Below are 24958 nucleotides of genomic sequence, written 5' to 3'. Positions count from 1 at the left end.
AGGTGCGCTCCGAGGGTGCCCTCACCGGCTGGGCGGCCGTGGTGGGCGCGGGCGACGACGCCGCTTTCCGTCGTTTCGTCGAACGTATCCGCGCCACCTCCGTCTCGTTCGACACCAACAGCAAAATGCTCAGCCTTTCGCCGCCGGACCGCGAAACACTGACGCTCTTTTATGCCGGCGAACTCACCGTCGGCGGAGAGCCGCGACCCTTCATCCACGACCAGCCCGTGCCGATCCTGACCTATGACAGCACGACCGCCGGCGACGGCGACCATCCATTCTATGCATAAAGGACATTCCGACCGATGGATTCGATGACCCTCAACAAACCGGCCCTGCAGGAGACGATCGATCAGGTCGCGGTCGCGTTCAGCCGCCTCAAGGGCATCAAGGAAGGCCTCGCTGGTGCCGATGCCAGCGGTGGTATCCAGTTCGACGAATGGGACTGGGAAGTCGGCGTCGGCCTCTACGGCTTCCTGCGTCGTGCTCTTGCCGCCGGCGACTGGAAGGCCATCGACGACCTCGTCGCCTGGTACGGCCGGCAAATCGGCCGGGGCCTGCCGCCGCGGCAGATCAACAGCACGGCCCCCATGCTGCCGCTTGCCATTCTCATCGAACATGTCGACCGGCCGGATTTCCGTGCGCTCGTCGAGGATTGGGCGGACTGGCTTGTCCACCGGCTTCCGAAGACCGAGGACGGCGGCTTTCAGCACGTCGTCAAGGAACGGCTGAACGACGGCGAGCTCTGGGACGATACGCTGTTTATGGCCGCACTGTTTCTGGCACGCGCGGGCGTCGCCTGCGGGCGTCGCGACTGGATCGACGAGGCCGTCTACCAGTTCATGGTGCATGCCCGCTATCTGTCCGATCCGGTCACCGGGCTCTGGTATCACGGCTGGACCTTCAACGGCCGGCACAATTTCGCCAGGGCCTTCTGGGCGCGCGGCAACGCCTGGATCACGGTTGCCATTCCCGAACTGTTCGAGCTCGTTCCCGATCTCGAGGAAAAGGACAAGCGGTTCCTGTCGAACGTGCTTGCAAGCCAGGTGCGTTCGCTGAAGCGACTGCAGCGCCCCGACGGCATGTTCCATACGCTGCTCGACGACCCGACATCTCCCCTTGAAACATCGGCGACGGCCGGGATCGCCTACGGCATCCTGCGCGGCATCGATGCGGGCATCCTGGATGCCTCCAATCGGGTGCATGCGGAACGCGCGCTGGCGGCCGTGCTCTCACAGGTCGACGACGAGGGCGTCGTCCAGGGCGTCTCGGACGGCACGCCGATGGGGCACGATCTGGATTTCTATCGTCGTATCCCCAACCTGCCGACCCCCTATGGGCAGGCGCTGACGATGCTGCTTCTGACGGAAGTCCTGCTCGAGGGCGGGGAGGGCGCATGAACAGGTTCCCGTCCCTTCTCATCGAGCCTGTGCAGGAGGACGAGACGGCGCGCATTCAGGCGGCAATCGACCAGATGGCCGCGCGCGGAGGCGGCTGCGTGGAACTTACCGAAGGTATCCACAATACGCGCGGGCTGAGGCTGCAATCCGGCGTCGAGCTTCATCTGGCCAGCGGCGCGATCCTGCGCCCGGCCGCCGACTACGGAGCTTATGATAAGACGTCGGTTTCGGTTGTCGCCGAGAAGTCGAACCGCGCCATGATCGTCGCAGGAAACGCGACGGACATAGCCTTGACTGGCCCTGGACGGATCGAGGCGGGAGGTGAACATTTCATCGCCGGCAACGATGAGGCGATGGGCACCTTTGTCCCGGCGGAATACCGCCCGCGGGTGGTGGTCTTCGAATCCTGCCGCGGCGTCAGGATCGAGCGATTGGAAATCGTCGATTCGCCGATGTGGACTCTGCACCTGGTCAATTGCGACGACGTTTATGTCGGCGGCGTAAAGATCTCGAACAACCGGCGCATGCCGAACACCGACGGCCTCGTGCTCGACGCCTGCCGGCATACGGTTGTGGAGGACTGCGACATAGCGACCGCGGATGACGGCATCTGCCTGAAGACCAGCGCCGGACCCGACGGACAAGCGATCGGAGAATGCGAAAACGTGCTCGTGCGCCGCTGCCTGGTCGAAAGCAACAGCTGCGCGCTGAAGATCGGCACGGAATCCTACGGCGATTTCACCGACGTTGTCTTCGAGGACTGCCGCGTCCAGAATTCAAACCGCGGACTGGGGCTGTTTTCGCGCGACGGCGGCCACATGACCAATATCCGCTTCTCGCGGATAGAAGTCGATTGCCACGAGACGCTCGATGGCTTCTGGGGATCGGGCGAAGCGCTGACGGTGACGGTGGTGGATCGCATCCCCACCCGCCGGGCCGGCGCCGTTCGAAACCTGATCGTCGAGGACCTGCGCGGCCAAATGGACGGGGCGATCGCGCTCGTCTCGACGTCCGCCGCAGGAATCGACGGCGTCAGGCTTTCGCGGCTGCGACTGCGGCAGAGAAGAGGCCCGCTCGGCACCGGACTTCGCTATGATCTGCGGCCGACCAACGCGGATATCGCACCGAGCGCGGACGCTGCCGGCCGGGCGAATGCATGGACGAAGGGCGCGGACGGGCGGGTGGTCGGCCTTATCGACTACCCGGGCGGCATGCCGGCGCTTTTTACCGCCGGCATAGAGGAGATTACGATCGAGGAGGCGCATTTCGAGAGGCCGCAACCGATACCGGAAGGCTGGAACGTCGAGAGCGTCGTCCATAAAGTGACTGAACCTGACGGGAGCAGGGAATGGGAAATCTGAAACTTACGAATGTCACCAAGGCGTTCGGCGCGCTGACCGTTCTGCACGGCATCGACCTGACGATCGACAACGGCAAGTTCGTCGTTTTCGTCGGTCCATCCGGCTGCGGCAAGTCGACCCTTCTGAGGATCATTGCGGGGCTGGAGGACATCAGCGCCGGCGGCATCGAGATCGGCGGGCGCGACGTGGTCCAGCTTTCGCCGGCAGAACGGAAGATCGCCATGGTCTTCCAGTCCTATGCGCTTTATCCCCATATGAGCGTGCGCAAGAACCTCGCCTTCGGGCTCGAAAACCTGAAATTCAAGCGCAGTGAAATCGAGACGCGGATCGGGGAGGCGGCCCGCATGCTGGCGATCGAGCCCTATCTGGATCGCAAGCCACGGCAGCTTTCCGGCGGCCAGCGCCAGCGGGTCGCGATCGGCCGCGCCATCGTGCGCAACCCGGACATCTTCCTCTTCGACGAGCCGCTCTCGAACCTCGACGCGGCGCTGCGCGTACAGACAAGGGCGGAAATCACCCGGCTGCATCGCCAGCTGAGAACGACGATGATCTACGTCACCCACGACCAGGTGGAGGCGATGACCATGGCCGACGAGATCGTCGTGCTCAATGCCGGCCGGATCGAGCAGGTCGGAACGCCGCTCGAACTCTTCGACAACCCGAGGAACCTCTTCGTGGCGGGCTTCTTGGGATCCCCACGGATGAACATGCTCAAGGGCCAGGTGACGGCGATGGGCGAAGCCGGGGTGACGATCGACGCCGGCTACGGCGCTCCGCTCACCGCGTCGATCGACCCCACCGCGGCGAAGATAGGCCAGGCCGTGCTTGTCGGCATACGGCCCGCGCATTTTTCGGTCGGCGACCAAGGACTGCCGTTCGTCGTCCAGTATCACGAGAGCCTCGGGACCGAGACCTATGTCTACGGGACGCTCGAGGGACGGGACGAACAGATCATCGTCCACCAGACCGGCCATTTCGCGCCGCGGCCCGGCGACCTTCTGCGGATCATGCCGCTATCCGGCCGGGTGCACGTCTTCGATCCCGATAGCGGCCTGGCTCTGCCGCAATCCGTTCGCCAACGGAGTGATGTCCATGAGCACGCCTAAGGCGACCGATCTCGGCGGCCGTGCCCTCGACTTCGTCATGGGCATCGTCGAGGCGCCCATCAACGGGTTCGAGCGGCTGATGGGCAAGAAGCGGATGCCCTATCTGTTCCTCGCGCCGAACCTCATCCTTTTCGGCATCTTCACCTTCCTCCCCATCGCCATCGCGGTCGGCTACGCCTTTACCGGCGGCACCGGCCTTTTCGTGTCGGAGCGGCCTTTCGTCGGCTTCGATAATTTCCGCCAGCTCCTGCAGTGCGAGGACTACCTTCGTCCGGGTAGCTGCCGCGAATCCCTGTTCTGGACGGCGGTCTGGAACACGCTCTGGTTCGTCGGCTTCAACGTTGCCGCGACGCTGCTCGTGGCATTGGTGACGGCGCTCATCCTCAACCGGGCGATGGCCGCCCGCGGTTTCTTCCGGGCCATGTTCTTTTATCCCGTCCTGCTGTCGCCGGTCGTCATCGGCCTGATCTGGAAGTGGTTCCTGGACCGCAACGGCCTGCTCAACGCCTTCCTGCAAATGCTCGGCGTGCCGCCGGAAATCTTCCTGCTGGACGTCGGCTGGTCACGCTTCTTCGTGGTGGTCGTTTCGGTCTGGTTCCACATGGGCTTTTATACGCTGATCCTTCTCGCCGGCCTGCAGGCCATTCCGAAGGATCTCTACGAAGCCGCCTCGATCGACGCGGCTTCGCCCCGGCGCACGCTTTTGCGGATCACGCTTCCGCTTCTCGGGCCGAACCTGCTCGTCGTGCTGATCCTCCTGATGATCCGCTCGGTCCAGATATTCGATGAAGCCTGGGTGCTGACCAATGGCGGCGGGCCCGGCACCGCGAACAGCTTCATCGTGCAGTACATCTACCAGATGGCCTTCGGCAGCGACCTGCGCCTTTTCGGCCTCGCCTCGGCGGCCTCGGTACTGATGGGCCTCGTGCTGCTGGCCCTGACGCTCATACAGCTGCGGCTTGGCCGCAAGATGGAGTCCTGACCATGTCGCAAGGCCTCTCACCCATCGCCTTCCTGACCCGCACCCGCCGGCCGGGCCGGATCGGCGTCACCGACATGCTCTCCTGGGCTTGGCTGATCCTGGGCACGCTTGCCGTGCTCATTCCGGTAGTCTGGGCGGGCCTTTCCTCGTTCAAGCCCGCCGCCGAGATCACCCGCTTTCCGCCGACGCTGCTGCCGCGTGCGGCGGTTCAGCAGACCGTACCGGGTTTCGACGCCCCGCTCAGCCTCTGGACCGTCGACGTCGACGGCCAACGGCGCGAGATGGCGATGGTGCGGCGCATCGGGCTGAAAGCCCAGATGGTCGATCCGAGCAATCCCGGACCGCCGGTCAGCGTCGACGTCAAGAACATGTCGCCGGTCCAGCGGCTTACGATCGCGACCGAGAACTATACCGATCCGCTCACCCGGTTCGACTTCCTCACCTTTCTGAAGAATTCGGTCTTCGTTACCTTCGTGGCGACGCTGCTGACGCTCGTCGTCAACGCGCTTGCGGCTTTCGCGCTGTCGAAATACCGGTTCCGGGGCGAGAAGGCGATTTTCGTGTTGATCATCTCGACGCTGATGATCCCCCTGACGGTGGTCATGGTCCCGGCCTATCTGGTCGTCGTCGGCGTCGGCCTGGTGGACAGTCTGTGGGGCATCATCATTCCGACCGTTGCCTCGCCGACTGGGGTCTTCCTGCTGCGCCAGTACATGCTTACCATCCCCGACGAACTCATCGAGGCGGCCCGTGTCGACGCGGCAAGCGAGTTCCGGATCTTCTGGCGCATCATCCTGCCGCTGACGGCACCGGCGCTCGCGGTGCTGGCGATCTTTTCCGTCCTGTGGCGGTGGAACGACTTTCTCTGGCCTTTGATCGTCTTGAGCAGCCGCGAAAACTTCACCCTGCAGGTCGGGCTCAACGCCTTCCAGGGCGAGTTCTCCGTGCAGTGGAACTACATCCTCGCCATGACCTTCCTGAGCCTGGCACCGGTCACGGTCGTCTTCCTGTTCCTGCAGAAATACATCACCACCGGCATTGCCGGCACCGGAATGAAGTGAGGTTCACCTGCGGGGCGGAGCGACGCTGCCCCGCAGCACCAGCTTGCAGCCGAGTTCCAGCCGGTAGGCCGGCCGCAGCGGATCGTTGGCGACGAGCCGTTGTTCCAGAAGGCTGATTGCGGCGGCCCCCAGCCGGTCGGTCGGCAACTGGACCGTCGAGAGCGGCGGTGTGCTGAACTCGCCGGGCACGATGTCGTCGAAGCCGAGCACGGACATTTCTTCCGGCACGCGCATGCCGAATACCGCAAGCGCCCTCAGGCAGCCGAGCGCCAGGTTATCGGCGGCGCAGAAGATCGCGGTCGCGCCGCGCAGGCTGCTATCTTCGGAAAGCAATTGGCGGATCGCCTGCTCGCCCTGGTGGGGCTCGTATCCCTCCGCCTCGACGATCATCTCTGGCGATATGGCAAGGCCGGCCGAAAGATGCGCATCGGCGTAGCCGTCATATCGGCGGCGAATGGTGGTCCTGCCCTTCCACGTCAGATGCAGGATGCGGCGATGGCCGAGCGAAAGCAGGTGCTCGGTTCCCTGGCGGGCGCCGAAGCGGTTTTCACCGGTGACCGTATCGACCAGCATCGAAGGGTCCTCGCCATTCAGGATGACGAGCGGTATGCGACCTGCGGCAAGGACGCGGATCAGTTCCGGCCGGTCGTCGTTGAGGATGACGATGCCGTCGACATTTTCGACCTGCGCCATGCGGCGCACCTCGCTCGCGTCGATCCGGCTGCCGGTGCTGACGAAAGGGACGATCCGGATGCTGAGCCGCTCGCATTCCTGGCGCAGGCTGTTGAGCATCGTCCAGCTGACGAGATTGACGTCGCTGTGAGGCGCCGCATCGCTGGTAATCGCCAGGAGGATCGTGCGAAGCGTGGCGATCGTCGCCCGGCTTCTGCGCTTTTCCAGATATCCCAGCCTTTGCGCGGAATTAAGAACCCGCTCCCGAACTTCTATGGATATGGGCGCGGTTCCGTTGAGAACATGGGACGCGGTACTGAGCGAAACACCGGCATCCAGAGCCACATCTTTCAAGCCTATCTTGGCTTTCAATAGAATTTCTTTCGATTTAAGCTGGGTTTTCGAAGCGCCAATACGAGCAAACAATGTCTCGCATTGTTCGTGCCGGCCATTTGGATATCCCCGCGCAGACCTGTTGCCGGAGCGATGCCTCATCCCCGCTGATGCAATGAACTTCTCCATCATGCATGTTTGCAGCGGTCCAACGCAAGACAATCTTGACGCTGCCTTCCGCCGAAAATCTGCGTCGGGTTGTTGTGGAATCGCTTCGTCTCCACCCTAAGCACCGTCTTTCTATAGGTGGCTCGTCGGTCCGCGTGTGATGAGAGCTCAATTAATTATAGCAGCTTTCTGGCCGTCGATGATCACCAACGGTGCGGAGCCTGGAGGTCAACAGTGACATCGTGACCGTATCGCACGGAAGTGTCGAACGCTCTGCACTTTTTCCTTCCGTCCGCGCGCCGGTGCTTTATCTGATGACGGCGAGTGAATATACAGGTTTTAACGGTGCCGTTCAAAGCTAGGAGCAACCGCGATGATCGCAACCTATATCGACGAGTTCATCATGTTTTGCGCCGGGCTGTGGATGACGTCCCTGGGCTTTGGCTATCTGTCCTTGTCGCGAAATCCGGCGCACAAGTTGCCGGTGGTTCGTCATTTCAGGTGGATGGGCCCCTTGCTGCTCGTCATCGCCGTTATCCTGGCGATCGCCTCATGACCTCATGATCAGAAGCAATGTGCGCGGTTAAATTTGGGCCATGAATAGTATGTTACTCTGTAGGGCTTGCGGATTGGAGAAAACGGAATCGGTCGTCCACGGCGGCTCGTATATCCTGCGATGCGCTGCCTGCGGAGAAATGATTGTCGCGACATCGTTCATAGCAATGCTGGAGTTGGATCACGAATGTTCGGCCTTCATTGATCCGGGTCCGGGAAAACACCCGCCGCCGGAGATGCTCATCGCCCGCGGACCTCTCCGGCAGATCGCAGCGGCGATCATTGCTGCGGCGATGGACGGAACTTTGATACGGTTGTCTCCCTAGCGCACAGGATTGACGCCGCCCGGGTTCGATAGCTTTCCCCTCGGCTTTCAAGCCTGCGGCGTCGTTGCTTCCGGATCCGGCCGCGGTCTTTCGGGCCGTTGTTCCTGGATCAGCTGCAGGGTGCCGTCATTGGGGCACGGTTGCCGAGTGCCCACAGCCTGCTGATCATCTAGCGTTAGATGTCCAGTCTCCTGGCAGCGTCACGTTCGGATGTTCAGCAATGTCATCAAGGATTTGGAAGCCAGGCAGGCCCCACCAGGACACTGTCTACATCTCGGTTCGGGAGTTGGGGCGTCCACATTGGAACTCCCACAGCGGTGGCGTAGTTCGGCGTCTTCAGTGATCACAGCATTGGAAACGGCATGGAAACGCGGAAAACGAGTCGTGGCAGTGACCGTTCGAAAGCATAGTTCGGAGCTGGTACGATGATCTGATCGGATGCTGCGTCGCATTGGCGATAGCAGGGCTCTTCATTGGAGCCATCGTCATTTATGGCGGGATCCACGCTTGTTAGCGGTCTTGTCGCGAGGGCAGGGGTCGCCTGCTGCGCCAAGGCTATAGATTGCCGGCGCGAAAGTGGCTATTTGCAAGCCTTGCTGCGATACCGAACGCGTCGCCGAACACATCACCGCAGACACCCGAGGCCTCTCAAAGTGAAAAAAGTCCAGCGCAGCTTTGCCGTCGAGTACAGATCGGGTCGGCGAAAACTCAATTCCAATCCGAACTCGATCTGGGGAGACATGGACCTCAAATCCGTGGCGCAGGATCTGCGGGACGAGGCAATGCCATTTATGTCTTCAACTCCTCAGACCAGAAGCAGCGAAATGCTTGTACCCGCAGAACAACAGGCGGCAGTGTTGTTGACACTGCCGAACGAGCAGGAGACAAATGCATCGGCTTTACAGGAGACCATAATGGCCGACGATATTGACACGATAAGCGATGCTGACACGCCGGCCGTAGCGGCGCCCGCGCCGAAGAAAGAGCGCAAACCTCGCGCCAAAAAGGCGGCGCTTGAGACGGCCTCAGCTGCAGTTTCGGCGCAACCGGCAGCGGCTTCGAATGCCGTAGCTGCAAAGCCGAAGAGAGGACGCAAGGCAAAGTCCGACGAAGGTGCGCCAAGCGCCAAACGTGCGCCTGTCAAACGTGCTCCGAAGGTTGTGCAGGTGGCGGCTACTCCTTCGACGGCGGTCGTTGACGAGTTTGCGGATCTCCTGCAGCTGGAAGAGGAAAACCAGAGACTGCGCAAGCAGCTGGCCGAGAAGCTGCGTGCTGAAAATGCCGATCTGCGAAAGCGGCTCAACCTCGGTTGATCGACAGCCGTCGGTCAAGCGCCGGCCGCATTCTCATGTTTATCGAAATGAACATTTTGGCGGCGGTTCGTTCTGCCGCCAAGGCTTTTGGCCGCAGCCTGGCTGTGGGGTAGAATACGAGGTCGAATAAAATGGCGTCTCCATGGAAACTTCTTGCCCGGCTGGTGTCGCCGCGACGTCAGCAGAGGCAAGAACAGGGGCCGGCCGATGACGTGAAGCCGAACGTCTTGGCTATCGCCAAACCGACAGAAACCGCTGCTGAAAACGGATTGAACACAGCGGATCCTCCGATCAACGAAGAGCCGGTCGCTTACGGTCGATCGGAGGCGGTGTCGGCGGACCCGGATCATTCCAAAGAAACGGCAGGCGGTGTTCACGGCACGGCAGATATCGAAGGCGCCAAGCCCGTGGAGGCGGCTGATCCGGCCTTATCCGATAACGCCAACCCGGCCGCACGCGACGCACCGAAACCCTCGCAGACTGGCGAAGGTGCAACGCGAAAGCGCAAAAGCCGGGGCAAGACAGCGGCAGGGGGTGAAGCCGTTCCGCCAGCCTCTCCTGGCCTTCCCACCGTTTCTGGTGACGCAATCCGCCTTGATGAGGAGATCAGGCTGCTGCGCGACCAGCTGACGCGCAAGCTTCAGCTGCAGAATGCACAACTGAAGAGGATGCTGGAACGGTTCGACCGCTGAATATGTCACCGGATCCACCTTTCCGTACTAATTCCAATCCGACCGCCGTGCCAGTCTAAGCTTGTAAATCCAGACCGGGGAGATCTGTGTGTCCGCTAAACCAAGGCAATGTAAATTCTTCAATCGACCGGATCTCCAGCGTTTGTTGAATGGTTTTTCGCTTGCGATCATCCGATAGGAGCTACTTGGCGCCCTGCGATTGCAATTCATCCAGTATGCTGTAGCGGCCAACTAAGATCCCCAGTGGCAGTATCGTGAACGCTTGTGTTCCGTCCTGGACACGGACAAGGCGCTCAACGATTAGCGACCTCAGTCGGTCGTGGCGGAAGTTCGGCGGCATGGTACTGCCCTTGGCCGCGATCTCCTCAGCGAGGGTAGCAAGCCCGTTCACGAGCGTCTTGTTGCTCCGCCACCCTTCCTAAGCTGCAGTGCGGTATTCATTCTGGGCGGCCTCCCAGACTTCCCTCGCTGCATCCATGTTCACTGCAGCGATGCCCAGGCCGACGATTAGGTCGGGCCATCCCGAGTTCCAGACAAAGTTTATGACGAAGCCCGCCCCCATGATGGCAATGTTGGCGAGGGCATCATTGCGTGCGGAAAGGAAAGCCGCCTTTGTGAGACTGCCGCTCTCGTGACGGAACGCTGCCAGCATGAGGGCACAGGACAGGTTGATCGCGAGTGCTCCTGCACCGGTAATGGTCAAAAGGAAGGGCTGTGGAGGGGCTGGATCGACGAAGCTCTGGTAGGCGGCCAACAGCGTTGCAATGCCGGGAACCATTAGTGTCAGCGATAGCGCGATCCCAACGCGAGCCCGGTTCTTGAGCGACCATCCAAGCGCGAGTAGGATCAGCAGGTTGACTGAAGCATCTTCAAGGAAATCAACGCTGTCCGCAAACAGCGACACGGAGCCGATTTTGAGCGCTACAGCGAACTCGATCCCGAAGTATCCCAGATTCAAGAGCGCCACAAGGGCGGCGATCTTGCGTAGTGGAGTGTCGAGGTATCGGTTCAGCACTGGCCTGGCTCCGCAGCAATTGACTTGTAACTTTATCCCGCAACCATTGAGCCCGCGATACCGTGGACATCGCCTCTAGAATCCTTGATTGTCCCCGCTCATGTCATGAGTGAGGATCTGCTCGAGTTGGGTTTGGGTGAGGCCGCGGCTTCGCCTGATATTCGCAGCCAAGCCGAGCGCCTTCTGTCCGATTTCGCTGTCAAGCGTCTTCTCGTTCTTCCGGCACCAGTTTTCAACAGCTCCCATCACGTCCTCCAGTTGATCGTCGGTCAGGTTGAGAAGCGATTGCACGAGCATCGTTTGCTGCCAATCAGAGGAAATCGCATCACGTAAACGAGGATTCAGGTGACGCCTGGCGGATGGCTCTGCTCTGCAGCAATTCGCCCTGCCGTTCGAGGATCGGATAGGCGGTCGCTGCCACAAGATGTGAGTTGATCTGCTTGAAGTCGCGGAGCAGGTCGAGGTGGAGCGAGCTTGTTTCGGTGGTATCTAGATCGCCCGTTCGCATGCGCCTGAAATGGTCGCTCATCCCTTCGCGTTCCGCCTTGCGGAAGACGATCTTTTCATCCGCAAGCATTCTGGCCACACGTTCGTCCTGAGACATAAACAATGCGGAGGCGGTCCTGAGATTTGTGGAGAGGCGGTCAATCAGATCTGACAGTTCGCGCTGCCCCTCTTTCGAAAACTTAAGGCCGCGGCGCAGCCTTTTGGCCAAATGGGGAAGGACGTTCTGGTCAAGCACATCGCCCGCGTTTTCGAGGCCGGTAGAAAAAATCAAAATTTCATCGAGCCGATGTTGATCGGACTCACTGAGTTCATCTCGATCAATCGAGGTTAGATATTGTTTCACTGCCCTGTTAAGTCGGTCCAGGATCGTGTCCATCTTTCGCAAGGAAGAAAGTGCACGTCGATCGTTGCTTGTCAGAGCTGCTTTCGTTCCCGCCAACATGTCGCCGAGTATGTCCACAAGCCGCAGCACTTCTCTAGCGGCAGCTTGCAACGCGACGACCGGCGTCTCTTTGGCAGATGCGTCGAGATAACGGGGACGGCCAGGATCGGTCGCGTCGATCTTCTGCGGCAATAGTCTGACCAAAAGGTTGGCGAAAGGCGTAAGGAATGGCATGACTGCGACGGCGACGATGAGATTGAATGCAGTATGAAAATTCGCGACTATCCGAGCGCCGTCGGTATCGATTGCCGTCATCCAACTGACGACAGGTGAGAGTGCTGCGAAGACGATACCAATCCCTGCAAGACGCGTTGCGAGGTTTCCCAAAGGCAGCCGTTTGGCGGAATAATCACCCGTGGTATTGCCTTCCACAACCGGATTTATCGCTGTGCCGAGATTGGCCCCGAGAGTGAGTGCGAAGGCCTGATAAGGATCGATCAATCCTTTGCTGCATAAAGACATGACGAGCAAGACTACGGCAACGCTCGAATGTGCTGCCCAGGTCAGAATGGCGGCGAGTATCACGCTTGATGCGGGCGTCTTGGAAATTGCCGAAAGCACGGCTTCGAAAGCCGGCGTGTCCGCGTATTCAGTCAGCACCGCAAGCAATTGGTGTAGCGCAAGCAGCATAAAGCCGAGACCGACAAAAACACGCCCCAGGTCGTGGATTTGCGGGTTTTGACCACGGCGAAACATCAGCGCACCCAGGAGAATGAGCGCGGGCGACATAGCGGCGACGTCGAAGGACAGGGCCTGAACGATCAAGGTCGTTCCAACGTTCGCGCCAAGCATAACAGCGAGCGCCGGCACGAGATCGACTAGCCCGCCAGCAGCAAAGCCCGATGCCATCAAGCCTGTGGCCGTGCTGCTTTGCAAGATCGCGGTCACACCCAGTCCGGCCAGAAATGCTTTGAAGCGGTTGCTCAGGGCATGACCCAAGAACGACCTCAGGCTGGGACCAAAGGCTCGCTGGATCCCGGTCTGGACCATTCTCGTGCCCCAGAGAAGAAGGGCGATGTGTCCTGCAAGTGCGAGGATGGCGATGATGAAGGTCATTTTGGAGGCACCGGCCACGAATTTCCCTCGATATCCAGAATCCACGTAGCCGCATGCCTGGCGGCCTCAATGAGCACCGGCTTCGGCGCCTTGTACCACTCTTTTTCGGGAAGCCTTCGCTGTGTCCGGACAAACGCGATGGCACTTTCGAGCGTGGGGAATTCCTGCGGCAAAGTCGCGTGCAGGAAAAGCGAGACGACGACGACGGAGCGGGATCTCCCCCCTCGGCAATTGATAAGCACGCCGCCTTGTTCGCGGCGCGGATAGGATGGCTTTTCGGGCAAAACTTGCTCGAGCGCCGCTTTCAGAATGTAATAGGCGGCGAGCATCTGTGTGTCGGGATTTCCGCTGCCGTCAATGAGGCCGATTTTGTAGTAACGGATTTCCCCCGGCCCGTAGACACTACCCTCATGGTCCGCAACCAGTGTCGCTGGCTGCACGTAGTTGAAGTCAAGATTGACTGCGCAGTTGACGACAGTGGTGATGCCGTGCTCGCGCAGCATGGGTAGATCGCTCGCACCTTCCTTGCCGGAGATGTAGAGGTCCACACCATAGGCCGGATGCTTTTCATAGATGAGGCTCAGCTTTTCGAGCGATTGCGCTTCATCTTTTTCGGCAATGAATTCGTTCTTTGTGCTCAACATGTCCGTCACGCCGCCCCGTTGCTCCCCGAAACCTTGCCGTTGCGAGCGTTAGAGATTTCCCGCGCGATCCGATTGAGGGTGGGGTAGTCTCCTCCATTGCCGGTAGCGACATAACCTGGGCACATGAAGTCAGCGCTGCCTGGCGGCACCTTTCCTAACGTCATGGGCTCGTAACGACCACCCGCGTTCTTCAGGATCAGGATTGCGGCCGCCACATCCCAGGCGTTGACGCCGAAACCTGCCGCCGCGTCGATAAAACCGGCCGCCACATGTGCGATGCTAAGTGCCGCGCTACCCGGCCGGCGCACGGTTGAGAATGTGTCAACGAGATCGCCAAGATGGGCCAGAGCAATGTCTCGTCCGTCGAGATGAAAATCGCGCGACACGGGATAGCCGGTGATCAGCGTCGCACGCCGCTCGTCGTCTGCGGCTTTTGATTGTATGAGCCGGCCGTTCAGGTAGGAATGCTCGAGATCGGCTGAGAACAGTGCGTTCGCAACCGGATCGAACACCACTCCGGCCATGAGGGTGCCATCCCGAACCGCCGCAATAGATACGCACCAGAAAGCAAAACCGCTGGCGAAGTTCGCCGTGCCATCGATGGGATCGACATACCATTGGATGTCGCCATCGCCGATCTGTCCGCCTTCTTCCCCAAGGATGGCCGAATTTGGCTCGTTGTCGAGAATGATGTTGCGGATGGTAGTTTCAGCGTTCTTGTCGTGCACGGTGACGACATCGTGCAGGTCGCGTTTGTAGCCTATCTCCATATCCGATCTGAAAGCAGCCATGAGCGGCGCCTGCACCGCGCTGGCAGCCATCATCGCCACAGCCATGAGGCGCTTTGCCTCCGCCACGCGCTGTTCTCGAGTTTCTGGAAAATCGTCCGAAGCTTTCTGCAAACTGGTCATGTCATCTTTCCATCATCAAGGTCCCGACACGCGGACAGGGTCGACCGCGTGCCGGCATGGGTCATTTGCTGTAGTTCAAGCGCCAGAAGTCCTGCCATTCCTCACGGCGTTCGAAATCCGTCAAGCCGGTCGATGCTTCATAGGCAAAGAGACGGTTGGAGACAGCCGCCAATCCCGACGGCTCGTTGGCAAGCATTTTTACATCGATATTGGTAGGCAGCTTGCCATCCTTCATCTGTGGGGCGATGCCCTCTTCCGTCAGAGCGTAACGAATGAAGAGCTTCGCCATATTGGGGCTCTTCGTCTTGGAGGCGATCAGACCGAGTTTGGTATAGGTCCAACCCACCCAAGGCTGCAGATCCTTGCAAAGACCGAGCTTGTAGCCTTTGTCCTTGTTGTCCCTGAACTTGGCGGAACTCAGGAGCCCGAAGAATGGTGTCCTCTGCCCCGGCGCACCGATCGCTTCCGAAGCAGGATCGTCACCATCGACCAGCAATGGCGCATTTGCCGCGACCGCCTTGATCCAGGCTGCGGATGCGCTTTTTTCCTTGGTCTCGAACGGCTTACCATAAAGCATCTTATAGGCGTCTGAGACCTTGCCGTCGGCATGCTTCTCCATCTGGCTGAACCAGTCCGTGTAGGTGCTCTTGGTCAGCGGATCGACAAGCACGACCTTGCCCTTCCATTTCGGACCAGTAATCTCCCAGATGTTTTCGACCGGGCATTTATCATAGACCTCCGTATTGTAAGCCCAGACGTTGGCATTGGTGGAGATCGCCAGCGGATTCTGGAACTCCGTGGGAATCTTCGCCTTCATGTCATCCGGCAGGTAGCTCTGCGCGAAGCCCTGCGGCAGCAACTGCGCGAGCGCTGCCGGAGTGTCGGTGATTAGCGCGACGTCGCCCTGAACATTGCCGGCCTGGCTTTCGCGGATGATCATTTCGAGCTGGTTGTTTGCCGAAACTTTCACCCCAGTCGCCTTGAGCCCGTATTTTTTGGTAAAGCCTTCCGCCATTTCGACAATCTTGCCGGTGCTGTCATAGACGTTGATCGGCTTTTCCGTCTTCGCGGCTTCGATCAACGCGTTGAGATCGTCTGCAGCGCGTGCGTGCGGAACACCGAGCCCCACTGCAAGAGCAAAGACCGAAATTTTCATGCGTTTTTTTGCAATCACTTCGTTCACCTTCCCCTCCCAAGGAATGGCGCGAACAGGGGTTCGCGCTTGTTCATTTCCTGTAGTTGACGCGCCAGAGGTCCTGCCAGCTTTCGCGCCTGTCGAGATCGTCGTCTGACGTTGTGGATTCGAAAGTCATCAGCCGGCCGAGATATGCCGAGACCCCTGACGGCTCATCCGCAGACAGGCTGATCTTGGAATTGCCGGAGAGCTTTCCGTCCACTGTCTGTGGCGCGACGCCTTCCTCCGTCATCAGATAGCGGATGAACAGCTTGGCTGCGTTGGGGCTCTTCGTCTTTGCAGCAATCAGGCCGAAGCCCGGATAAAGAAAACCTGCAAACGGCTTGATATCGGTACACATACCGAGCTTGAGACCGCTCGTGATATTGTCACGGTATTTGGCCGTGGAGGTGATAACGAAGAAGGGGTTCGGCTGATTGGGCGCACCAGCGGCATTGGCAACCGTGGCGGAGTCCGACAGCAAAGGGCCGTTCTTGGCAAAGGCTTTTACCCAGGTAGCGGTTGCGCTTTCCTTGCCTGTATCGAGCTTCTTGCCGTAGCGGAGTTCATAGGCACGCGCCATGTCTCCGTCATGATGCTTTTCCATCTGGTTGAACCAGTCGGCATAGAGCGGCTTGTCGAACAGGTCGAGCATGGCAACCTTGCTCTTCCACTCCGGTTCGGTCAATTGCCAGACGTTGTCGATGGGGCATTTGGCATATCTCTGGGTGTTGTAGGTCCAGACATGCGGGTCAGAGACGACCACGAGCGGGTTGCGGTATTTTTCCGGGATGTCGGCGGCAATATCGGGCGGCGTCCAGCTTGTGGCGATGCCCTCCGGCAAGAGCTGCCCCATGGCCGAGGCGACATCGGTCGCGACGCTGATGTCGCCAACGACGTTCCCCGCCTGATGCTCGCGGATCATAAGTTCGATCTGCGTGGCCTCATTGACCTTCTTGCCGGTCGCCTTCACTCCATATTTCTCGGAAAATGCCTTCGCCGTCTCGACGATCTTTCCGGTTACGGCATAGACCGTGATGGGCTGTTCCTTGCGTGCCGCCTCAATGAGGGTATCGAGATTGAATCTATCGTCTTGCGCCGCCGCGATGCCGGCAGGCAGCAAGGCAGCCAATGCCCAACCCGCCACACCGGGAGTCCTATGCTTTCTCCACGTCTTCATTTGTCCCTCCCGTTACTTTCGATAGTTCAAGCGCCAGAAATCCTGCCATGCGTCCCGTTCATCCCAGTCGTTAAGGCTTGTCGCCATCTGGTAAGGAAGAACCTGGCTAAGCAGGGCACCGACCCCTGACGGTTCGCCCGCAGGCAGGGAGACGTCACGGTTGGTGGATATCTTACCGTCTTCTGCCTGGGGTGCGATGCCTTCGGCAGTCATGATGTAGTGGATGAACAGCCTTGCGGCATTAGGGCTCTTGGTGCCCTTGGCGATCAGGCCGATCCCTGGATACATCCATCCCAGCCACGGCTTCAGATCCTTGCAAAGACCGAGCTTCATGCCCTTGTCCTTGTTGTCACGAAACTTCGCCGAACTGATCATTCCCATGAAAGGCTGGGTCTGTCCCGGTGCGGCGACGGCATCGGCCGCGCCGGCGTCGGCGTCGGTGAGAAGCGGACTGTTGGCGGCGAGTGCTTTGACCCATGCAGCGGTGGCACTGCTTTCGTCCGGAGCCAGATCTTTGCCGTAAAGCTCCTTGTAGGCAGCGGCGATCTTATCGTCGCCGTGCTTCGACATCTGGTTAAACCAATCGATGTAGGATGACTTTCCCAGCGGATCCTGCATCGCCACTTTGCCCTTCCACTTGGGCTCGGTAAGCTGCCAAATGTTGGTCACGGGGCACTTGTCAAAAAGAGCGGTGTTGTAAGCCCAGACGTTGGCGCTCGTGACGACTGTCAGAGGGGCCTGATATTCCGCCGGGATTTTGGAAGCCATGTCCGGCGGCAGCCAGCTTTCCGCGAAACCCTGCGGCAGAAGTTGAGCCATGGCCGCTGGAGCGTCGCTTACGATCGAGACGTCGCCCTGAACGTTCTTCGCCTGGGCCTCACGGATCATCATTTCTAGCTGGGCCGCTGCCTTGACCTTCGCTCCCTCTGCGCGAAGCCCGTATTTGGCCGAAAAGGCTTTCGCCATGTCTACGATCTTGCCGGTGCTGTCGTAGACAGTGATCGGGGCCTCCTTTTTGGCCGCTTCGACCAGGGCCTGCAGATCAAAGGCGTCTGCTGCGATCGATCCTCCAGCCGTTCCAGTCAGAAATGCCGCCGAGAGAAGCATCGCCTGCGCCCTTCGGTAAAATGTGTTGTTCATGCGAGAAATCATCGACCTTTCCTCCCTTGAGTCGTCGTTTTCCTTGCAGTGATTCAGTTAATGGCTGCGTCTCTAAGGAGGCTGTCCGCTTCGGCGATCCTCCTGCCGGCCTTGTCAAAAACGTGCAGCGCGCCCGTTTCCGCATAGAAATGTGTTTTTGTGCCAAGCTCTACCCGAGGCAGTACCGACGTCGTCAGAAAGAGCGTGTTGTTGTCGCTTCTGAGCTCGAGGATCCAGCTTCCGCCTGTCGGCAGCACGCCCGTCACGATCATCTCGCCGCTGAAACTGCCGGACGGGATCTGCACCTTGTCGGCAGTATAGCCGATTGCCTCTGGGCGGAGACCGATCGCACCGATTCCCTTCAGCGACGGATGTCGCGCGGAGAGGAATACGGCCGCCTCCCGGGCGACGTCGGTCATGTCGGCGGTGTCCAGATCGAGGATGTTGATCGGGGGACTGCCGACAAATTCCGCAACGAAACGATTGGCCGGGCGATCGTAGATCTCGTTCGGAGTGCCCATCTGCTGAAGAGTGCCATTGTTCATGACGGCGATCGTGGTCGCGAGCGTCATTGCCTCCCATTGATCATGGGTGACGAAGACGATCGTCGTCTTGAATTCCTTGTGAATACGTTTGAGCTCCGCGCGCATTTCAAGGCGCAAGCGGGCATCAAGGTTGGAAAGCGGCTCGTCGAGCAAGAGAACACCGGGATTGACCGCGAGCATCCGGGCGAGAGCCACGCGCTGCTGCTGGCCCCCCGAAAGCTGGGACGGATAGCGGTCCCGATATTTGGCGATGTCGAGCGCCTGCATGACCTGTTCAACCCGCGCTTCGCGCTCGGCCTTCGGCAGCTTGCGCAGACGCAGGCCGAAATCCGTATTGCGTTCGATCGTCATGTGCGGCCAGAGGGCATAGCTCTGGAAGACGAGGCCCATTTCACGCTTTTCCGGCGGTACGAAGACACCCTCCTGAACTGAGTCCACAACCCTCTCGCCGATCCTGATTTCGCCACCGGATAGGTTCTCCAATCCGGCGATCATCCGCAGCGTCGTTGTCTTGCCGCAGCCCGATGGTCCCAGAAGGCACATGAACTCGCCATCGCCGATTTCGAGATCCAGATCGGAGACTGCATTGGCTGAATTGACGCCGTAATTTTTCTGTGCGCCGTTGAGATTGATAGTCGGCATCAGCTTCCGAGTCCTTCTGCGAGATTGGTTTTGGTGAGTTTTTGGGCCGCCAGCGTTCCGAGATAGGCGATCGTCGCGATCATGAGCACGACAGCATTGGCCGCCTGCGTGTAGTGGTAGTCGACGAGGCGCAGCGAATAGGTCGTCAAAACGTCGGTGCTTGGCACGGCGAGGATAACGAACAGGCTCAACCCCTTGATGCCGGAGATGAACGGCAGCAGAACGCCGGTGACGAGCGACCCCTTCTGGATCGGGATGACAATCAAAATCATGCGGCGGAGCCACCCTGCGCCAGCAATCTGCGCAGCCTCTTCAGGCTCCTTGCCAAGCTGAGTCATGGCGGAGATGCCCGCACGGGAGGCGTAAGGCATCTGGTCGGCGATCAGCGCCAGCACCAGGATGGTCACCGTGCCGTAGAGAGCCGGCATGGGACCGCGCGGGACGGCAAATAGCGACAGATAAGCAGCAGCAAATGCGATGCCGGGAACAAGATAGGGCAAAAAGGTGACCTGCCGCAGATATATCGACAACGCGCGGACCGGCGTGCGGATGACGACATATCCCACCAGCAGACCGAGAATACCGGAGGTGAGCGATGCAAGACCGACGATCGTCAGGGTGTTCTTGGCGGCAGACCAGAGGTCCGGGCTCAGGAGCACGCCTGTCTGCAGCGCGACGGTATTGAGGTTGGTGCCAATCCAGTAGTCGAGTGTGAAATTGTCGAGCGTGAAGCGCGCCGGCATCTTCATGACCGTCGACAGAAACAGGGTCACGAGCGGCAAGCCGACACTCAGAACAAAAATAGCCGCCGCGAATACCGTCGCAGGAAGTCGCATCTTGCCAAGGCGGTTCTGCCGGTTCATCGACCCCTTGGAGCCGACTGTGACGAAGCGGCGCGCTTCCCGCACAAGCCGCGCATCGATTATCAACGTTATGATGCCGATGATCATGATCGATGCGGCGACGACGCCAGCGACACCCGTCTGACGGGAGGCAATGCTGCGGAACAGCGATGTGGAAAGGACTTCGAATTTTACCGGCAGGCCGAGTACGTAAGGCACACCGAATTCGCCGAGGCATTTTGCAAAAATCAGAACCATCGACGAGAGGAGTGCCGGGCGCATCAGCGGCAGGATGATCTTGAGAGCGACCTGATATCGCCGGGCGCCCAGAATTCGAGCGGAGTCCTCGAGCTGCGAATCGAAGCGACGAAGAGCCGAGCCAAATAGCAGAAGGACGAACGGCGTATAGTGGAGGGCCAGGATAATGGTGATCGGGAAGCGGCCATAAGCGACCCAATCCGGCGGCGTGAAGCCCGTGGCCTCGAACCATCCCGGCTGGCCGCCGACGGTACGGTTCTTGAAAAGGGTCGTCCAAGCAAGCGCAAACGTCCACGCAGGCAGCATGTAGGGAACGATCAGGGCGGTTGCGAACCAGCGTCGGCCAAACATATCCGTCCGGCTGATCAGCCAGGCGAGAATCCCGCCAATGACGAGAGACAGCAATATGGCGCCGACCGCCACCGTCAATGTATTGAACAACGGCCGCCAGAAGAGATCCACCGAAACAGGCGACATGAAGACGCGGTCGAGATAATAGCTCGTTAGATCACCGATATCCTTGCCGAGCCGCCGTTCATGCCCGAACTGTACGCGAACGGCGTCGAGTACGATCGAGACGATCGGTACGGCGATAAGGTAGGTGAATAGAAGTGCGGTCAGCACGCCGATCAGCGTTGTGGGTTCGCGTGATGCGACCTTCGCCCGGTAACGCCACCCCTGCCAGGCGGTAGGCTGGCGCGTGCCGCCACTGGCGGGCGACGCCTTCGTTGCTTCACTGAATAAGGCCATTCTCTTCCCCTTTGGAATTCGGAATGCGACGATCGGGTAGCGAGCGGCGACATTGCGTGCAGGGAAGTGGCGCGAGACTGTCGTCCGATATACCGGGCAGGACCGGCATCTGCAGGACAGAAGTCGCGTTGATCTATACCAATCCTCCCTGCTCGCATCCATCGTCGGCATCGCTGCCCACCTGGATATCGATCTTCGCAAACTCCCCAAGCGAAGGCCGACCATCGCGAACCCGCGCAGAACAAAAATTCTATTTAAGTCCCGCCCATGGAATGCATAATCTGCTCGCGTGGAATTTTTGTCAATAAAAAAATGCACACGTGATCATCGAGTTAAGCCACTGGTTCTTATTGATTTATTTTAATGTCTGACAAGATTTTTGTACGCCTCCGTCCTGACGCAGACAAATTTGCTGCGATGGGCTTTCGTATGGCGAGTGCCGATAAGTAGGCTTGTTGTGAGCGCTTGCAGACATCTTGATTTCCGGACACTTATGTAAGCGCCGCCACGCAGGTGGCGCAGGATGAACGAAACCGGAAGTTCGGCGACAGGAGGGTGTATGGCGCGAGCGTTCGTGACGGCTGAAGAAGTGGCAAGGCGGGCCGGGGTCTCCCGTTCCGCAGTCTCGCGGACGTTCACCGAAGGCGGAAGTGTTTCGCCCGCGGTCAAGCGCAAGGTCCTTAAGGCAGCTCGGGAACTCGGTTATCGGGTGAACCGGTTGGCGCAGGGCCTGAACAATGACCGGTCGAACTTGATCGGCGTCGTCGGTGCCAATCTATCTTCGCCCTTTATCGCGAAACAGCTGGATCTCCTGAGCATCGCGCTTTTGCGAAAGGGCATGCAATGTCTTCTTCTCAATGCAGCCGATGCCCGCAGGGACATTGCGCCGCTGATCGAGCTTCTGTTCGAATTTCGGGCCAGGGCAATTGTCGTTCTCTCCGGCGAGCCACCCTCAACCATCATTGATCAATGCACGGCAAACGGCGTCAGGCTCGTTCTTATCAACCAGATGCTCGAACGCACTGACACGAGCCTGGTGCTGACGGATGATTCTCGCGGCGCGGATCTCGCGGCGCAACGCCTGCTGCAGGCGAAATGTACGAAAGTCGCGCTGGTGACAAGCGGTAGCAACACGCCCGCTCAGGTCCGCCGCGCGACGGCATTCAGCCAGCGGATGAAAGCCTCAGGCGCCGAGGTCATCCCGTGGTCGGAAGGACCGACGAGCTATGACAGCGGTTACCGGGCCGGCTGCGCGCTTCTCGAAGATCGCTCGATTAATGGCGCATTCTGCGTAACTGATCTTCTGGCGCTCGGATTTATGGACGCGGCCCGCAAGGAAGCGGGACGCAAGGTGCCCGAGGACCTGTCAGTCATCGGTTTCGATGACATTCCACAGGCCGCATGGAAGAGCTATGAATTGACGACTGTGGCGCAATCGTTCTCGGTCCTTACCGAGAGCGTGGTTGCGGCGCTCGAATCCGACGATCAGGAAACACGTCTTCAGGTCGTGCCGGTCGCAATGGTTGAGCGCAAGACAGTGCGGTAATGCCTGGCGATTGGCACCATTCGGTCATGCTGCAGAGCGGATTCAGGTTAACACGTCGTCTCGAATTCCTGCTTCAGAGAAATCTCGAAAGACTTGGCACCGCGCTCGGCACGATCCAGAAAATCGGCAAATGCACCGAGGAAAATAGCCAGAAATGTTTCGACCGTTCCGTCGCTGCCTTGAGCGGGGTCACGACCATAGGATTGCGCCAGCTTACGGTAAACATCACGCCTTTGCGCCGTGACGTCGCCCAAGGCCAGCACGGCCGCCTGCCTCAGGCAATACCAATCGACGATCGCGTCGATTATGCCGATTGCTGCCAGACCGTCATCCGCAGGCGCTTTGCCATCAATGATCCGGCAAACCTCTAGCAGATTCAGGTCCGATACCGCGTCGACGACATCCTCCGGCCATTCCTTGGGAAAGTAACGGTGATGGATGAGGGCCTCCTTATGTGCCCGTAAGTAGGCGCCGTAGTTCTTCGTGTCGAAAGCCGCATCCTGTGATGTGCCCGATCGATTGCTTTCCTGCCGATATGCGGCGAAGATGTTTTGATCAAGCGTCAGGCCAGAGAGTTCCACGGTTTCGACTTCGATGCTGTCGGGGCTGAGCCGCGCAACCTTGAAAGCGGCCGGATAGGCGACTATCGAGGGAACGGCAATGTTGACGATCTCACGCTCGCCGCGGCTCCGGCGGGTAATGCCCTCGACATGCAGGTGTCCGCTGAAATGCACGACCAGTCCAGCGTCCAGAAGTCCGTCGGCTACGGCGGCGCGCGGTGTTCTGCGAGCCACGTTTGTTTCTCCGAAAAGCACCCGTTCCGCGGCGGTCGCACCATCGAACGGATCGAGCGCAGGATAATGTGAAAACGCAAGGAGCGTCTTGCCCAGGGCTTTTGCTCGCGAAGAGACGTCAGCGATCCAATCGATGATGAAAGGCTTGCAGCGCAGAAGCGCGTTCCACCCCGCTGCGGTACTATCGACGAAGGCCGCTTCTTCCCCTGCAACGTAGGATCCGTCACGCGGCTCGAAAACGTTTGCGTCTATCATCAAAAGCCAGAGTCCGTCCTCCGGCTCGACGAGATAGGAGGCATCCATGAGGTGATAATGGTTGCGGCCATCAGGCGAAACGGCATCGTATCGCCGAGCCTCGATCGCATCGGACGCGCCGAAGGGCGTTTCCCAATGCAGATAATGCAGTTGGCGAAAGTAGCCGAACTCAGCCATCGCGTCCAGCCCAGCGGGATAACCTTCGCAAAACATGCCAGCGCTGAAAATGGTGCCAGGTGCCATATTTTGGCTATCACTGGTCACCTGCACGGCGTCGGCATTTTGCCCGACAAATTCCTTGGTGTGATGGCGGCCGGCGGGGCCGAAAATATCATGATTGCCGGGTAGGGCGTAGAAGTTCGTCCCGTTTTCGCGAACATGCCTGGTCAAGATCTTTCGAAGGCTTGCGAGCGTTTCACGCTGGCCATCGTCCGAATAGTCTCCGAGCAATACGACATGTCTTATCTCGCGCCGTTTCACCTCATCCAATGCGGCGAAGAGGGCCTGCGTACTTTCATTGAATACGCGCGTGGACTGGCGTGTGTCGACCCAGGTGCGAAGAGCCATCCGATCGCCTTCGATCGTGATGCCGGGAAAATCAAACCCGGCTTTGACATCATGAAAGTGTGCATCGGCGATGATGGCGATGGAAGGCAATTTAGGCATTGGAGATCGCATTGTCCGATGGAGCCGTCGTGATCAGGTCAATCCATTTCGATGCAAGACGAGCAGCCTCGTAAAGCATAGGCTTTGGCGTTTCGAACCACTCGTCGGGACGCAGTTGGCGATACTCACGAATATGGGCAACCGCCGCGTCCAATGTCGGATAAAGGTGCGGCTGCTGTTTGTGAAGGAACAGTGCCACAAGCGAAACAGAGCGACTGCGACCGCTGCGGCAATTGACGAGAATATTGCCGCCGTCGGGAAACGGATAGGTGTGCCGCTTCGGCATGCTCTGGCGCAGGGCGCCGTCGAGAATATAATAGGCGCCCAGCATCATCGTGTCCGGGCTGCCCTGGCCATCAATCAGTCCGAGCTTGTAGTAGCGGATACCTGCGTAGCCGCTCCCGTAAATCTCGTCGGATGCGGGCTCGTCCGGTGCCGTGACAAGATTGATGTCGAGATTGACGGCGCAGTTGACGACGACCGTGATGCCATGGCGGTTCAGCAATTCGCGATTGCTGGCGCCTTCCCTGCCGCCGATGTAAAGATCGGCGCCGTGTGGCCCGAGACCACGGCCGATTAGGCTGATATCCGGGCGAGTATAGATTGGGGCATCCATATCGTT

General features: G+C 59.4%; 23 protein-coding genes and 1 pseudogene. 11 read left to right on the top strand and 13 right to left on the bottom strand.

Going from position 1 to position 24958, the window contains the following annotated elements; genetic code table 11:
* The 6 genes and pseudogenes from MOV61_RS11105 to MOV61_RS11080 form a co-directional block, all read left to right on the top strand.
* A pseudogene (locus MOV61_RS11105) lies at window positions 1-290 on the top strand (hypothetical protein); the annotation flags it as partial.
* 15 nt (window positions 291-305) lie between these two features.
* Entirely contained in the window at window positions 306-1400 is a 1095-nt protein-coding gene (locus MOV61_RS11100; RefSeq protein WP_247136612.1) for a glycoside hydrolase family 105 protein, read from the top strand.
* Entirely contained in the window at window positions 1397-2761 is a 1365-nt protein-coding gene (locus tag MOV61_RS11095) for a glycoside hydrolase family 28 protein (RefSeq protein ID WP_247136611.1), read from the top strand. Before MOV61_RS11100 ends, MOV61_RS11095 begins: the two co-directional genes overlap by 4 nt.
* Entirely contained in the window at window positions 2749-3867 is a 1119-nt protein-coding gene (locus MOV61_RS11090) for an ABC transporter ATP-binding protein (RefSeq protein WP_247136610.1), read from the top strand. Before MOV61_RS11095 ends, MOV61_RS11090 begins: the two co-directional genes overlap by 13 nt.
* Window positions 3854-4849 (top strand): carbohydrate ABC transporter permease, encoded by a 996-nt coding sequence (locus MOV61_RS11085; RefSeq protein ID WP_247136609.1) that lies wholly within the window; start codon window positions 3854-3856, stop codon window positions 4847-4849. The genes MOV61_RS11090 and MOV61_RS11085 overlap by 14 nt, the downstream gene beginning before the upstream one ends.
* 2 nt (window positions 4850-4851) lie before the next feature.
* Complete coding sequence (locus tag MOV61_RS11080) at window positions 4852-5910, top strand: carbohydrate ABC transporter permease (RefSeq protein WP_247136608.1); 1059 nt, start codon at window positions 4852-4854, stop codon at window positions 5908-5910.
* 3 nt (window positions 5911-5913) lie between these two features.
* Here MOV61_RS11080 and MOV61_RS11075 read toward each other — a convergent pair whose 3' ends face one another.
* Window positions 5914-7077, bottom strand: coding sequence for a LacI family DNA-binding transcriptional regulator (locus MOV61_RS11075; protein ID WP_408962371.1), 1164 nt, complete (start codon window positions 7075-7077; stop codon window positions 5914-5916).
* 379 nt (window positions 7078-7456) lie between these two features.
* Between MOV61_RS11075 and MOV61_RS11070 the strand changes: the two genes are divergently transcribed.
* From MOV61_RS11070 to MOV61_RS11055, 4 genes are all read left to right on the top strand, one after another.
* Window positions 7457-7639 (top strand): hypothetical protein, encoded by a 183-nt coding sequence (locus MOV61_RS11070; protein ID WP_040125505.1) that lies wholly within the window; start codon window positions 7457-7459, stop codon window positions 7637-7639.
* A 40-nt stretch (window positions 7640-7679) separates the two neighbouring features.
* A complete protein-coding gene (locus tag MOV61_RS11065) occupies window positions 7680-7964 on the top strand; it encodes a hypothetical protein (protein ID WP_040125504.1) in 285 nt (94 codons plus the stop codon).
* Between the two features lie 653 nt (window positions 7965-8617).
* Window positions 8618-9277 (top strand): transcriptional regulator, encoded by a 660-nt coding sequence (locus tag MOV61_RS11060; protein ID WP_040125503.1) that lies wholly within the window; start codon window positions 8618-8620, stop codon window positions 9275-9277.
* A 131-nt stretch (window positions 9278-9408) separates the two neighbouring features.
* Window positions 9409-9969, top strand: coding sequence for a hypothetical protein (locus MOV61_RS11055; protein WP_040125502.1), 561 nt, complete (start codon window positions 9409-9411; stop codon window positions 9967-9969).
* A 418-nt stretch (window positions 9970-10387) separates the two neighbouring features.
* Here the strand turns inward: MOV61_RS11055 and MOV61_RS11050 are convergent, their stop codons facing one another.
* The 10 genes from MOV61_RS11050 to MOV61_RS11005 form a co-directional block, all read right to left on the bottom strand.
* Complete coding sequence (locus tag MOV61_RS11050; protein WP_040125500.1) at window positions 10388-10984, bottom strand: cation transporter; 597 nt, start codon at window positions 10982-10984, stop codon at window positions 10388-10390.
* A 75-nt stretch (window positions 10985-11059) separates the two neighbouring features.
* Window positions 11060-11281, bottom strand: a complete 222-nt coding sequence (locus tag MOV61_RS11045) for a hypothetical protein (protein ID WP_040125499.1) — start codon at window positions 11279-11281, stop codon at window positions 11060-11062.
* Between the two features lie 28 nt (window positions 11282-11309).
* A complete protein-coding gene (locus MOV61_RS11040; protein ID WP_040125498.1) occupies window positions 11310-12989 on the bottom strand; it encodes a Na/Pi cotransporter family protein in 1680 nt (559 codons plus the stop codon).
* On the bottom strand, window positions 12986-13633 hold the full coding sequence (locus MOV61_RS11035) for a dual specificity protein phosphatase (RefSeq protein ID WP_051900634.1): 648 nt from the start codon (window positions 13631-13633) through the stop codon (window positions 12986-12988). The genes MOV61_RS11040 and MOV61_RS11035 overlap by 4 nt, the downstream gene beginning before the upstream one ends.
* A gap of 5 nt (window positions 13634-13638) precedes the next feature.
* The gene (locus tag MOV61_RS11030; RefSeq protein ID WP_051900628.1) at window positions 13639-14544 is read right to left on the bottom strand and encodes an inositol monophosphatase; all 906 of its coding nucleotides are present in this window, start codon (window positions 14542-14544) and stop codon (window positions 13639-13641) included.
* 61 nt (window positions 14545-14605) lie between these two features.
* Window positions 14606-15700: an ABC transporter substrate-binding protein gene (locus tag MOV61_RS11025; RefSeq protein ID WP_051900627.1), complete on the bottom strand. Its 1095-nt coding sequence runs from the start codon at window positions 15698-15700 to the stop codon at window positions 14606-14608.
* A 70-nt stretch (window positions 15701-15770) separates the two neighbouring features.
* Entirely contained in the window at window positions 15771-16898 is a 1128-nt protein-coding gene (locus MOV61_RS11020) for an ABC transporter substrate-binding protein (protein ID WP_080719384.1), read from the bottom strand.
* Between the two features lie 12 nt (window positions 16899-16910).
* Entirely contained in the window at window positions 16911-18005 is a 1095-nt protein-coding gene (locus tag MOV61_RS11015) for an ABC transporter substrate-binding protein (RefSeq protein WP_040125905.1), read from the bottom strand.
* Window positions 18006-18091: 86 nt separating this feature from the next.
* Window positions 18092-19225, bottom strand: coding sequence for an ABC transporter ATP-binding protein (locus MOV61_RS11010; RefSeq protein ID WP_040125496.1), 1134 nt, complete (start codon window positions 19223-19225; stop codon window positions 18092-18094).
* On the bottom strand, window positions 19225-21075 hold the full coding sequence (locus tag MOV61_RS11005) for an iron ABC transporter permease (RefSeq protein ID WP_247038636.1): 1851 nt from the start codon (window positions 21073-21075) through the stop codon (window positions 19225-19227). Before MOV61_RS11005 ends, MOV61_RS11010 begins: the two co-directional genes overlap by 1 nt.
* A gap of 559 nt (window positions 21076-21634) precedes the next feature.
* On the opposite strand from MOV61_RS11005, the gene MOV61_RS11000 reads away from it, so the two are divergent.
* Window positions 21635-22621 carry a LacI family DNA-binding transcriptional regulator gene (locus MOV61_RS11000; protein ID WP_040125494.1) on the top strand — a complete coding sequence of 329 codons (987 nt, stop codon included), beginning with the start codon at window positions 21635-21637 and terminating at the stop codon, window positions 22619-22621.
* A 47-nt stretch (window positions 22622-22668) separates the two neighbouring features.
* On the opposite strand, the gene MOV61_RS10995 is transcribed toward MOV61_RS11000, so the two are convergent.
* Together MOV61_RS10995 and MOV61_RS10990 are read right to left on the bottom strand one after the other, a co-directional pair.
* Window positions 22669-24336, bottom strand: a complete 1668-nt coding sequence (locus MOV61_RS10995; RefSeq protein ID WP_040125493.1) for a metallophosphoesterase — start codon at window positions 24334-24336, stop codon at window positions 22669-22671.
* On the bottom strand, window positions 24329-24952 hold the full coding sequence (locus MOV61_RS10990; RefSeq protein WP_247136606.1) for a dual specificity protein phosphatase: 624 nt from the start codon (window positions 24950-24952) through the stop codon (window positions 24329-24331). Before MOV61_RS10990 ends, MOV61_RS10995 begins: the two co-directional genes overlap by 8 nt.
* Between the last annotated feature and the right edge of the window lie 6 nt (window positions 24953-24958).

This window comes from Neorhizobium sp. BETTINA12A (assembly GCF_023006485.1).
Taxonomy (GTDB): Bacteria; Pseudomonadota; Alphaproteobacteria; order Rhizobiales; family Rhizobiaceae; genus Neorhizobium.
This window is presented reverse-complemented; position numbering and strand designations above follow the sequence as displayed.